10 protein-coding genes are annotated in these 12,240 nt (G+C 70.1%); 4 read left to right on the top strand and 6 right to left on the bottom strand.

All coding sequences use genetic code 11. The features are described from left to right. Positions 1-89: 89 nt before the first annotated feature. Together AC1DX8_RS11420 and AC1DX8_RS11415 are read left to right on the top strand one after the other, a co-directional pair. Positions 90-1,577 (top strand): HNH endonuclease signature motif containing protein, encoded by a 1,488-nt coding sequence (locus tag AC1DX8_RS11420; RefSeq protein ID WP_477630043.1) that lies wholly within the window; start codon positions 90-92, stop codon positions 1,575-1,577. A 361-nt stretch (positions 1,578-1,938) separates the two neighbouring features. Beyond that, a complete protein-coding gene (locus AC1DX8_RS11415) occupies positions 1,939-2,349 on the top strand; it encodes a VOC family protein (RefSeq protein WP_477630042.1) in 411 nt (136 codons plus the stop codon). 113 nt (positions 2,350-2,462) lie between these two features. Here the strand turns inward: AC1DX8_RS11415 and acnA are convergent, their stop codons facing one another. The 3 genes from acnA to AC1DX8_RS11400 all read right to left on the bottom strand — a co-directional run bounded on the left by acnA (position 2,463) and on the right by AC1DX8_RS11400 (position 8,703). Continuing rightward, on the bottom strand, positions 2,463-5,255 hold the full coding sequence (gene acnA, locus AC1DX8_RS11410; RefSeq protein WP_477630041.1) for an aconitate hydratase AcnA: 2,793 nt from the start codon (positions 5,253-5,255) through the stop codon (positions 2,463-2,465). 194 nt (positions 5,256-5,449) lie between these two features. Beyond that, the gene (locus AC1DX8_RS11405) at positions 5,450-6,748 is read right to left on the bottom strand and encodes a class I SAM-dependent RNA methyltransferase (protein ID WP_477630040.1); all 1,299 of its coding nucleotides are present in this window, start codon (positions 6,746-6,748) and stop codon (positions 5,450-5,452) included. Further along, positions 6,745-8,703, bottom strand: a complete 1,959-nt coding sequence (locus tag AC1DX8_RS11400; protein ID WP_477630073.1) for an APC family permease — start codon at positions 8,701-8,703, stop codon at positions 6,745-6,747. Before AC1DX8_RS11400 ends, AC1DX8_RS11405 begins: the two co-directional genes overlap by 4 nt. 127 nt (positions 8,704-8,830) lie before the next feature. On the opposite strand from AC1DX8_RS11400, the gene AC1DX8_RS11395 reads away from it, so the two are divergent. Beyond that, positions 8,831-9,499, top strand: coding sequence for a potassium channel family protein (locus AC1DX8_RS11395; protein ID WP_477630039.1), 669 nt, complete (start codon positions 8,831-8,833; stop codon positions 9,497-9,499). A 17-nt stretch (positions 9,500-9,516) separates the two neighbouring features. Next, positions 9,517-10,200, top strand: a complete 684-nt coding sequence (locus AC1DX8_RS11390; RefSeq protein WP_477630038.1) for a potassium channel family protein — start codon at positions 9,517-9,519, stop codon at positions 10,198-10,200. 22 nt (positions 10,201-10,222) lie between these two features. On the opposite strand, the gene AC1DX8_RS11385 is transcribed toward AC1DX8_RS11390, so the two are convergent. The 3 genes from AC1DX8_RS11385 to AC1DX8_RS11375 are packed head-to-tail and all read right to left on the bottom strand — an operon-like array spanning position 10,223 to position 12,236. Continuing rightward, a complete protein-coding gene (locus AC1DX8_RS11385) occupies positions 10,223-10,930 on the bottom strand; it encodes a DUF3159 domain-containing protein (protein WP_477630037.1) in 708 nt (235 codons plus the stop codon). Beyond that, positions 10,920-11,339 (bottom strand): OB-fold nucleic acid binding domain-containing protein, encoded by a 420-nt coding sequence (locus AC1DX8_RS11380; RefSeq protein ID WP_477630036.1) that lies wholly within the window; start codon positions 11,337-11,339, stop codon positions 10,920-10,922. Before AC1DX8_RS11380 ends, AC1DX8_RS11385 begins: the two co-directional genes overlap by 11 nt. Positions 11,340-11,348: 9 nt before the next feature. Next, positions 11,349-12,236, bottom strand: a complete 888-nt coding sequence (locus tag AC1DX8_RS11375) for a DUF3710 domain-containing protein (RefSeq protein ID WP_477630035.1) — start codon at positions 12,234-12,236, stop codon at positions 11,349-11,351. Positions 12,237-12,240 lie beyond the last annotated feature (4 nt).

Here is a 12,240-nt window from a genome sequence, read left to right as displayed (position 1 = left end):
GTCGTGCCTCACGAAAGCCATTGCGCTGCATGTGGATTCGTGACGCTGGGCGAACAAGGGCTGTCGGTGGTCGGCCCTAGGTTTCACTCATGGCGCTCGCACCGGACCCGACCTGGCAGGACCTGCCCCCTGCCCGGCCGGTCCTCGGTGCGGTCACCACGGCCCTCGAGACACTGTCGGGGTCGACCCCGCAGCGGTTGTGGGCCCTGGGCGACGGTGAGGTCACCGAGGCCTTCACCCTGCTCGGGCAGCTGCGGGCCAGCGTCGACGCCCACCTGGTGGCGGTGCTGGCCGAAGCCAAGGAGCGCGGCCTGGGCACCGGCGACGGGTGGGGACCCGTCGACTGGGCCCGTGCCCTCGCCCCCCACCTGCCGACCCGCACCCTGACCGACCTCGACACCCTCGCCACCGCCGTCGCCGCCACGGCCGCCGGCGACCAGCGCCTGACCGAGGTCCTCGACGCGGTCACCGAAGCAGCCACCGCGGGCGCCCGTCCGAGCGAGGAGGCCGCTGACCCGGACGACACCCAGGACGACACCGAGGACGACACCGAGGACGATGGCGTGGTGACCGACGCGGGGGTGGGGCCCCTGCCGATCGGGAAAGCCGCGCAGATCATCCGGTTCCACCGCTCGGTTCGCGGCCTTGCCGAGGCCGACCACCTCGCGGAGCTCACCACCATCGTCCTGCGCGCCGCCCGCGGGCACCGTGCCCTGTCCGAGAAGGGCCTGGCCACCGCCCTGCGCCACGCCGCCAACGAGCTGCGCCCCGACCGCCTCGTCGAGCACGACGCTGACCTGCGCCGCGCCCACCGCTCCCTCATCAAGGGCCCCGGACCCCTGGGGCTGTCCCGCTACACCCTGCTCCTGGACGACGAAGGCGCCGCCATCCTCGACACCGCAGTCGATGCCCTCGCCAAGCCCGCCAAGGACGCCGAGACCGGCGCCCCCGACCCACGGACGCCCGCCGCCCGTCGCGCCGACGCCCTGCTCGACCTGGTCACCCGCGCGGTCAGTGCCCCCGACGGCACACCCCGACAGGCCAAGACCACCCTCATCGTCACCACCGACCTGGCCACCCTGACCCGCCAGGCCCGCGGCGCCGGCCGGACCCTCGCCGGCGACCTGCTCACCACCGACACGATCCGCCGGCTGGCCTGCGACGCCGACCTCATCCCCATGGTCCTGGGCTCCCCCGGACAAGTCCTCGACCACGGCACCACGGTGCGCCTGTTCACGCCAGCCCAGACCAGGCACCTGTGGCAGCGCGACCAGGGGTGCAGCTTCCCGGGCTGCTCCAAACCACCTTCATGGACCGACGCACACCACCTCATCCACTGGGCTGACGGCGGCCCCACAGACCTCACGAACGCCGCCCTGCTCTGTCGAGCCCACCACACCGTCGTCCACCGCCACCGCTACACCGCAGCTGTCACCCCCGGACCCTCAGGACCCCACGTCCAGTGGGACCTCACCCCCGGCGCCTACGACCACCACCTCGAAGCCCTCAGACAGGCCGGCACCATCCCCCGCTGGCCCCAGCCCGCAGACGACCTTCACGACCCCGACGACCCGTGACGAGCCCTGCGACCCCGACGACGTCGACGACCCTGACGACCCTGACGACCCCTGACGAGCCCTGCGAGAACCTAGGGTGTGCCGCGGGCCAGTCCAGAGGCGACGTCGCAAGCTCGTCCGCGGCGGCTTCAGCGAGCGGCTCTGGCTCGACACCACCACGGCCTGACCACCGCCTGAGCGCGGCCTGAGCGCGGCCGGACCACCGCCTCACCACCGCCTGACCACCGCCTGACCACCGACTGACTGCGGCCCCGGCCCCGGGGCGGAGCACCGAGTGATCAGTCAGGAATCGAGAAGCCCCGCCCCACCCCGCGTTCCTAGCATTGAGGGCAGTCCACACCCCTCACCCGCAGGAGCACCGATGATCACCAGTCTCAACGTGGCCACCATCTACGTCCTCGACAAGGAGGAGGCCCTCGACTTCTATGTCGGCAAGCTCGGTCTCGAGAAGGGCAACGACGTGCGTCAGGGCGACTACCGATGGCTGACCGTCCGCGTCCCCGGCGACCCGTCGACCGAGATCTCACTCGAGCAGCCCGGGGCGCCCCTGCACGACGAGGGGACGGCCCAGCAGCTCCGCGAGCTGGTCACCAAGGGCGCGCTCGGTGGGCTGGTCTTCATCACCGACGACGCCCGCGCGCTCTACGACACCCTGAAGGAGCGCGGGGTCACCGACTTCACCCAGGAGCCGACCGAACACTTCTACGGCACCGACCTGGGCGTGCGTGACCCGTTCGGGAACGCCATCCGGATCCTCCAGCAGGGCACGTAGTCGCACCGGCCCGGACCGAGCCATCCCCGGTTCTTCGCTGCCGAACGACCGAGGGGTATGCCGCGTGGTGACCACGCGGCATACCCCTCAGTGGTTTTGCGGGAGAACGAGACTCAGCTGTTGACGAGCGACCGCAGGACGTACTGCAGGATGCCGCCGTTGCGGTAGTAGTCGGCCTCTCCGGGGGTGTCGATGCGGACGACCGCGTCGAACTCCACCGGCTTGGCGCCGTCACGGACCGCGGACACCTTCACGGTCTTCGGGGTCCGGCCCTCGTTGAGCTCGGTGATGCCCGAGATCGAGATCGTCTCGGTGCCGTCAAGGCCCAGCGACTCGGCCGACTCACCCGCGGGGTACTGCAGCGGGATCACGCCCATGCCGATGAGGTTCGAGCGGTGGATCCGCTCGTAGGACTCGGCGATGACCGCGCGGACACCCAGCAGGCGCGTGCCCTTGGCTGCCCAGTCGCGCGACGAGCCGGAGCCGTACTCCTTGCCCGAGAGGATGACCAGCGGGACACCGGCCTCCTGGTATGCGGCGGAGGCGTCGTAGATGGTCGTCTGCTCACCACCGGACAGGAAGTTCCTCGTGAAGCCCCCCTCGACGCCGTCGAGCAGGAGGTTCTTGAGGCGGATGTTGGCGAACGTGCCGCGGATCATCACCTCGTGGTTGCCACGACGCGAGCCGTAGGAGTTGAAGTCCTTGCGGTCCACCCCGTGCTCGGCGAGGTACTTGCCCGCCGGGCTGTCGGCCTTGATCGAGCCGGCCGGGCTGATGTGGTCGGTGGTGACCGAGTCGCCCAGCTTGGCCAGGACACGGGCGCCGGAGATGTCGGCGACCGGTGTGGTCTCCATCGTCATGCCGTCGAAGTAGGGAGGCTTGCGCACGTAGGTCGAGTCGTCGGCCCAGTCGAACGTCTTGCCCTCGGGCGTCGGGAGCGACCGCCAGCGCTCGTCGCCGGCGAACACGTCGGCGTAGTCGCTGGTGAACATCTCCTTGTTGATGCTCGCGGCGATGGTCCGCTCGACGTCGGCGGGAGCCGGCCACAGGTCCTTGAGAAAGACGTCCTTGCCGTCGGTGTCCTGCCCGAGCGGCTCGGAGTCGAAGTCGAAGTCCATGGTGCCGGCGAGCGCGTAGGCGATGACCAGCGGCGGCGAGGCCAGGTAGTTCATCTTCACGTCGGGGTTGATCCGACCCTCGAAGTTCCGGTTGCCGGACAGCACCGACACGACCGCGAGGTCGTTCTCGTTGATGGCTGCGGAGATCTCGTCGGAGAGCGGACCGGAGTTGCCGATGCACGTGGTGCAGCCGTACCCGACCAGGTGGAACCCGAGCTTCTCGAGGTAGGGCCACATGCCGGCCTTCTCGTAGTAGTCGGACACGACCTTCGACCCCGGCGCCATCGACGTCTTGACCCACGGAGCCACGGTGAGGCCACGGTCGACGGCGTTCTTGGCCAGCATCGCCGCGGCCATCATGACCGACGGGTTCGACGTGTTGGTGCAGCTGGTGATCGAGGCGATCGACACGATGCCGTGGTCGATCTCGAACGACGCCCCCTCGGGAGTCGTGACGGTGACCTTCTTCGACGGACGGCCTGCGCCATCGCCCTCAGAGGCCGGCTTGTCGCCGCCGTTGGTGCCGTCGGTGCTGCCCTGGGGTGAGGGGTCGCTGGCCGGGAACGACGAGGCCGCGCCGGCGTCGCCCTCGTGGTGGGCGACGTAGGTCGGCAGCACCTTGCGGAAGGCGTCCTTGGCATCGGTGAGGGCGATGCGGTCCTGGGGGCGCTTGGGCCCAGCGATCGACGGCACGACGGTGGACAGGTCGAGCTCGAGCCGCTCGGAGTAGCGGGCCTCGGGCTGGTCGGGACCGGCCTGCAACCACATGCCCTGCTCCTTGGCGTACGCCTCGACCAGGGCGACGGACTCGTCGCTGCGGCCGGTGAGGCGCAGGTACTCCAAGGTCACGTCGTCGATCGGGAAGATCGCGCAGGTGGAGCCGAACTCGGGGCTCATGTTGCCGATGGTGGCCCGGTTGGCGAGCGGCACGGCCGAGACACCTTCGCCGTAGAACTCGACGAACTTGCCGACCACGCCATGGGCGCGCAGCTGCTCGGTGATGGTCAGCACCACGTCGGTCGCGGTCGCTCCCGCGGGGATCGAGCCCGACAGCTTGAAGCCGACGACGCGCGGGATGAGCATGGAGACGGGCTGGCCGAGCATGGCCGCCTCCGCCTCGATGCCGCCGACGCCCCAGCCGAGCACGCCGAGGCCGTTGACCATCGTGGTGTGTGAGTCGGTGCCGACACAGGTGTCGGGGTAGGCCACGCCGTCGCGGACCATGACCGTGCGAGCCAGGTGCTCGATGTTGACCTGGTGGACGATGCCGGTGCCGGGCGGGACCACCTTGAAGTCCTCGAACGCGGTCTGGCCCCAGCGCAGGAACTGGTAGCGCTCGCCGTTGCGCTGGTACTCGATCTCGACGTTCTTCTCGAAGGCGTCGGCGCGACCGAACACGTCGATGATGACGGAGTGGTCGATGACCATCTCGGCCGGGCTGAGCGGGTTGATCTTCGCCGCGTCGCCGCCGAGGTCGGCGACGGCCTCGCGCATAGTGGCCAGGTCGACGATGCAGGGCACCCCGGTGAAGTCCTGCATGAGGACGCGGGCCGGCGTGAACTGGATCTCGGTGTCGGGCTCGGCGTTCTCGTCCCAGGCGCCCAGGGCGCGGATGTGGTCGGCGGTGATGTTGGCGCCGTCCTCGGTGCGCAGGAGGTTCTCCAGCAGAACCTTCAGGCTGTACGGGAGGGTCTCGCTGCCCTCGACCGCGTTGAGCCGGTAGACCTCGTAGGAGTTGTCACCGACCTTCAGCTCACCGTGGGCGTTGAAGCTGTTCGTGCTGGCCACTGCCTGCTCCTTCGATGCTCGGAATCGATGCTCTGGGGTGCACCGTGGCGTCACTCGCTGCGGTGCGTGTGCTCGTTCGATTTATCTTGACGTCAAGATATCACGTCGGTCAGGCCTTGTGTCTGATCCTGCTCCAAGGCTGCGCGCCGCGAAAGTGGGGAGTCCCACCCACGGGGCCGAGGCCCCGGCTCCGGTCACGCGGCGGTCCGCGTGAACAGGGCGATGCACTCCACGTGGTGGGTCATCGGGAAGGCGTCGAAGGCCCGCAGCTCCCCCAGCTCGTACCCGGCCGCCGCAAGGAACGCCGAGTCGCGGGCCAGCGCCGAGGGGTCGCACGCGACATAGGCGATCGCCCGGGGGGCCAGGGCCGCGACCTGGGTGGTGACGTCCCGCCCGGCGCCGGTGCGCGGAGGGTCGAGCACCACGAGGTCCGCGCGCAAGGGAAGGAGCGGGTGACGACGCAGCTTGCGCTGCCGTTGCGCCCGGTGACGGGTGGGTCCCGAGCGGCTGGTGCGGGGCACCCCGAATGCGTCGTCGACCCGGGCGCGGACCACCGCCACCGAGGGGTATGCCGCGAGGTTGGCTGCCGCGGACGCGATGGCCTGCGGGTCGGACTCCACCGCGACGACCTTGCCCGACTCCCCCACGTGCTGCGCGAGCGCGGCGGCGAAGAGGCCCACCCCGGCATACAGGTCGAGGGCGGTCTCGCCCGCCCTGGGCCGGAGCATGCCCGTGACGGTGTCGACGAAGGTCGACGCCGCCCCTGGGTGCACCTGCCAGAAGCCCCGCGCGGACACCTCGAAGGTGCCCGAGAAGGTCTGCGCAGCAACGTTTTCCGTGATGACAGGAACGTCCGCGTCGCCACTCGGGACCGCGACCACCACCGCGTCACCCTGGGACGGGGCAACCACGTCGACGGCGGAGTCTCCGGACCAGTCGCGGGAGAGCACCCCGGTGGCGAGGATCCGTGGATCCGCGATGAGGCACGTGTCGACCGGCACGATGTCGTGCGAGCGGCTCCCCCGCAGCCCGGCCCGACCCGAGTCGTCCACCGCGAACTCCACCCGCGTGCGCCACCCCAGCCCGTCCCCGTCACCCGGAAGAGGCTCGACGACGACCTCGACCTCCTGCTTGGCCAGACGCGAGAACTGCTCGCGGACGACGCTCGCCTTGAGCTCTCGCTGGTGTTCGAGCGTGGCGTGCTGGAAGTCGCAACCCCCACACAGGCCCGGCCCGGCATACCGGCACGGCGGGCTGACGCGGTGGGGGCTGGCGTCGAGCACCTCGACGCAGTCGGCCCGGACGAACCGCTGTCCCTCCCGGGCCTCGGTGACCTGGGCGTTGACGCGCTCACCCGGCAACGCGTGACGGACGAAGACGACGCGCCCCTCGTGGCGGGCGACGCAGAACCCGCCGTGGGCCACGGCACCCACGTCGAGGGTCAAGACGTCGCCGACGACGAGCGCTGCTGGAGCGGGCGGACTGGTGGTCACTGCCCGAGGCGGACCGAGCCCGCGGTGGGGCCGTCGAACCGCTCCTCCTGGCCCTCGGACGAGGCGAGCTGCCACGGCACGCTGGCCACCATCACCCCGGGCGTGAAGAGCAGACGGCCCTTGAGCCGCAGGGCGCTCTGGTTGTGCAGGACCTGCTCGTACCACTTGCCCAGCACGTACTCCGGGATGTAGACCACGACGACGTCCCGCGGGTGGCCGGAGCGCAGGGACTTGACGTACTCCACGACGGGGCGGGTGATCTCACGGTACGGCGAGTCGAGTGCCTTGAGGGGCACGGGGATGTCGCGCCGGTCCCACTCCTCCTGCAGCGCCTTGGTCTCGTCGGGCTCGACGTTGACGGTGATCGCCTCGAGCTTCGAGGGACGGGTCGCGCGGGCGTAGGCCAGGGCCCGCAGGGTGGGCTTGTGGATCTTGGACACCAGGACGATCGCGTGGACGCGGCTGGGCAGCATCTGGGCGTCCATGTCGTCCTCACTGATCCGCAGCTCGGCACGGACGCGCTCGTAGTGCCGGTGGATCCGCACCATGACGAAGAAGATCACGATCATCGCCGCGATGGCGTAGCCCGCCCCGAGCAGGAACTTGGTGAGCAGCACCACGATCAGGACGGTGCCCGACATGGTGGCGCCCACCGCGTTGATGACCCGGCTGCGCATCATCCGACGGCGCACGGTCGCGTCACGCTCGAGGCGCAGGTGGCGGTTCCAGTGCCGGATCATGCCGGTCTGGCTCAGCGTGAACGACACGAAGACGCCCACGATGTAGAGCTGGATCAGCTTGGTGACCTCGGCGTTGTAGATCACGATGAGCAGGGCGGCGGCGCCGGCGAGGATGAGGATGCCGTTGGAGAACGCCAGCCGGTCGCCGCGGGTGTGCAGCTGGCGGGGCAGGTAGCCGTCCTTGGCCAGGATCGAGGCCAGTACCGGGAACCCGTTGAAGGCCGTGTTGGCCGCGAGGATGAGGATCAGGCCTGCGACGATCGAGACGAGGATGACTCCCGGGTGGAAGCCGGAGAAGACCGCCTTGGCCACCTGTCCCATGATGGTGTCCTGAACATAGCTGTCCCCCACCGGCTTGCCGTCGCGCAGCAGCTGGGTGGCTGGGTCCTCGGCGAACTTGATGCCGGTCCACTTGGCCAGCGTCAGCATCGACATGAGCATCGTGATCGCGATGACCCCCATGAGGAGCAGGGTGGTCGCGGCGTTGCGGCTCTTGGGCTTCTGGAAGGCGGGGACACCGTTGGAGATCGCCTCGACGCCGGTCAGCGCGGCACACCCTGACGAGAAGGCACGCAGCAGCAGGAACATCATCGCGAAGCTGCCCAGCGACTCGAAGCCCTTCTCCGGTGCCAACGTCAGCCCGGCGCTCTCGGCCTGCGGCAGCGTCCCGGTGACCTCGCGGATCAAGCCGACGATGCCCATCCCGATGACACTGGCCATGAAGAGGTAGACCGGCAGCGCAAACGCCTTGCCGGACTCGCGCACCCCGCGCAGGTTCATCGCGGTGAGCAAGGTCACCAGGCCGACGGCGACGATCACCTCGTGGCCGCGGATGAAGGGCAACGCCGCTGCCGCGTTCTGCACACCCGACGAGATCGACACCGCCACGGTGAGGACGTAGTCGACGAGGAGGGACGCGGCCACGGTGAGCCCGGCCTTCGGCCCGAGGTTGGTGGTCGCCACCTCGTAGTCGCCACCACCTGACGGGTAGGCGTGGACGTTCTGTCGGTAGGACGCGACGACGACGAGCATGACTCCGACGACGCACAGCCCGATCTCCCACGAGTGGGTCAGGGCGAGGAAGCCACCGGCCAGACCGAGGGTCAGGAAGATCTCGTCCGGGGCGTACGCGACCGAGGAAAGCGCGTCACTGGCGAAGATCGGCAACGCGAGCCGCTTCGGCAGGAGGGTGTCGCCCAAGCGGTCACTGCGCATGGCGCGTCCGACGAGCACCCGCTTGACGACACGTGAAGAGTTGGGCACGGCCAACACTCTAGGGCGCGGTATCCACCACTGCGCGGCGCCCTGCGGCGGTGGGACAGCGCGGTGTAGCGTCGGCGACGTGCATTTCGTCATCATGGGCTGCGGCCGGGTGGGTTCCTCCCTCGCGCACAGCCTCGAGAACCAGGGCCACGACGTCGCGATCATCGACCAGGAGGAGTCGGCCTTCCGCCGTCTCGGGTCCTCGTTCGAGGGTCGCCGCGTGACCGGGGTCGGGTTCGACCGCGACACCCTGCACGAGGCCGGCATCGCCGACGCCTACGCCTTCGCGGCAGTCTCCAGTGGTGACAACTCCAACATCCTCGCGGCTCGCGTGGCCCGTGAGACCTTCGGTGTCGAACACGTCGTCGCGCGCATCTACGACCCCGGTCGCGCCGAGGTCTACCAGCGCCTCGGCATCCCCACGGTGGCGACGGTCAAGTGGACGGCCGACCAGATGATGCGGCGCCTGCTCCCCCAGGGACACGTGCCCGAGCTGGTCGACCCCTCGGGCGCCGTCGTCATCGCGGAAGTGACCGTCAACCCTGCGTGGGTCGGGCGGCGCATCACCGAGCTGGAGGAGGCGACCGGCGCCCGCGCGGCATACCTGACCAGGCTCGGTGTGGCCACGCTCCCGGCCGCGGACAGCGTCTTCCAGGAGGGCGACCTGCTCCACCTGGCCGCGCTGGCGGCCGAGCTGCCCTCCGTCGAGCGCACGCTCGACGGACCACCCGCCGTGACCGAACACTGAGCACGAAGGAACCACACATGCGCGTCGTCATCGCCGGTGCAGGCAGCGTGGGCCGCTCGATCGCCCGCGAGCTGCTGCACAACGGGCACCAGGTGCTCCTCATGGACCGCGAGCGCAAGGACGTCCAGGCCAGCAAGATCCCTGACGCGAACTGGCTGCTCGCCGACGCCTGCGAGATCACGGCCCTGCACGAAGCCGGTCTGGCCGAGTGCGACGTGGTCGTCGCCGCGACGGGTGACGACAAGGTCAACCTGGTCGTGTCACTCCTGGCCAAGACCGAGTTCGGGGTGCCCCGCACGGTCGCCCGCGTCAACAACCCCAAGAACGAGTGGATGTTCGACGAGGCCTGGGGCGTCGATGTGGCCGTCTCCACCCCACGCCTCATGACGGCCCTGGTCGAGGAGGCCGTGAGCGTCGGCGACCTCGTGCGGATCTTCCAGTTCCAGCAGGGCAAGGCCACCATGGTCGAGCTGACCCTCCCGCCCGACAGCCCGTATGCCGGCAAGCGGGTCGGCGACGTCGACTTCCCCGGCGAGACCGTGCTGGTCGGGATCATCCGCGAGGACCACCCCATCGCGCCCAGCCGTGACGACTCGCTCGAGCCGCACGACGAGCTGCTCTTCATCTCGACTCCGGAGTTCGAGGACGAGCTCGAGGCGATGCTCAGCCCCGGTCAGAGGGTGCCGCGCGGCGAGGAGTGAACCTCGTCCTCGGGCTCGCCCCTCAGGCTCGCTCGTCCAGCTCGGCGGCGTCCAGTCCGGCGGTGTCCAGCTCGGCGGTGTCCAGCTCGGCCGGGGTGTGTCCCTTGACGAGCAGCAGGCCCATCACGCCGATGCCGGCCAGCCACAGCGGCCACCCCAGCACGACCTTCGCGACCCCGAGCAGTGCCACCTCGCTCGCGAGGTAGAGCGGCACCATCACCACGAGGCGCACGACGAAGAGGGCGACGAGCACCAGGGTGAGCCGCTGGCAGACCCGCACGAGCCCGCGGTCACGGTGCCACCCGACCGGGTCGTCGGCCATCCGCGGGTCACCCGCGCCGACCATGAAGCCCACCAGCGGCCACCGCAGCGCGACGGACACCAAGGCCACCGTGAGCATCACGGCGTTCCAGATGATGCCGGGCAGGAAGGCGTCCTCGGCCTTCCCGGTGCGCAGGGCGAAGAACGCCGCGATGGCCGTCGGGAACACCGCGGACAGCACGTACTGCAGGCTCTGTCGCTGGGCCAGGCGCACGACAGCCAGGACTGCGGTCACCGCGACCGAGGCGACGATGGCCACCACGAGGTCCTTGCGCGACACCCACAGCACGACGAAGGCGATCGTGGGCAGCGCCGTCTCGACCGAGCCACGCCACCCACCCAGGGCGGTCGACAACCGGTGGCGGATCAGCTCCTCGACGGTGGCGCCGGGCCCGGGGTCAGTGGGCACGCAGCGGGACGATCTCGTACGACGGGTTGAAGATCGTCGGCGTGCCACGGGTGTAGGTCACGCGTCCGTGGGCCCGCAGGTAGGTGCCGGGCTCGATCCCGCCGATGGTGCGACGGCCCAGCCACACCAGGTTGATCGTGCGGCTGCCGTCGTAGAGGTCGATGACCAGTGCCGGCACGTTGACGCGGGGGCGCAGGGTCACGGCGCGGACCGTGCCGGAGACGGTCGCCTCCTGACGGTCCTGCAGGTCGCACATGGGCGTACAGCCCATCCGGGCGGAGTCCTCCTGCAGCTCGTCGGCCTCGATCTGGGTGACTGACTTGGTCAGGCGGTCACCCAGGCGGGACAGGGGCGACTTGCGCGTGTGGTCGGCGCGCGGCGCTGCGGTGACGGGTTGCTTGATGGCCATGATGACGTCCTACCTGACCTCGGTGATCTCGGGTCCGCGCTCGAACGGTTTGAGGTCGTCCACGTGAGCCGACGAGCCCGGCTCACCCTCGGAGGTGGCACCGTCGGGAGTGCCCTCGGCACCGGGTGTCTGCACCTCGTCGGGCAGCTTGAGGACCAGCATCTCGCGCGGGGCCATGGCGGCGTCGCCGCGCACGACGACGGTGCTGCGGACGACGTCGAGCAGCGGTTCCGCCGCAGCGTCCTCGATGGCGGCGCGGCCAGAGAACACCGCGCGCAGGAACCAGCGCGGACCGTCGACACCAGCGAAACGGGCCGGGGCGAAGACGGTCCGTCCGTCCGGACCTGCCGAGGGCATCCTGGTGCGCAGCTCGGGGCCCAACGGCCCGTGCGCCTCGTCGGCCGTGCCACCCTGCGCGAGGATCGACTCGGCGATCTCGGACCGGATGTCGTCCCAGATGCCCATCGTCTTCGGGGCTGCGAAGGCCTGGATCTGCACGGCGGAGTCGCCGATGACGGCGGTGGCCCCGACGACCTGGTTGGCGGTCTCGTCGATCTCCAGCCGCAGCTCCATGCCGGGCACACCCATGATGCGCAACGCGCCGAGGTCGAGCCGACCGTCGTCGTCCGGCACCTCTGCGGCGTCGAACGGACCAGCGACGGTGGCCCCGTCCGCCGAGCGGACCGCACCGGATCCGGATGCCTCGGAGGCCTCAAGGGTGTCGGTGCCGTCCCCCGCCCGGTCGCCGCCCGCGAGCTGGCCCGGGCTGTCGCCGGGGTCGTCGCTGGTCGGGTCGCCGGAGTCAGCGCCGCCGGCCGGTTCGACTCCGTCGACCGCCCCGACGGTGTCTGCGGTGTCGACCGCGTCGGAGTTCTTGCCGCGTCGGAAAATGCCCACTGGT

Source organism: Pedococcus sp. P2_A3, from assembly GCF_056405035.1.
The sequence above is the reverse complement of the archived record's forward strand: the minus strand, read 5'-3'. Positions and strand labels throughout refer to the sequence as shown.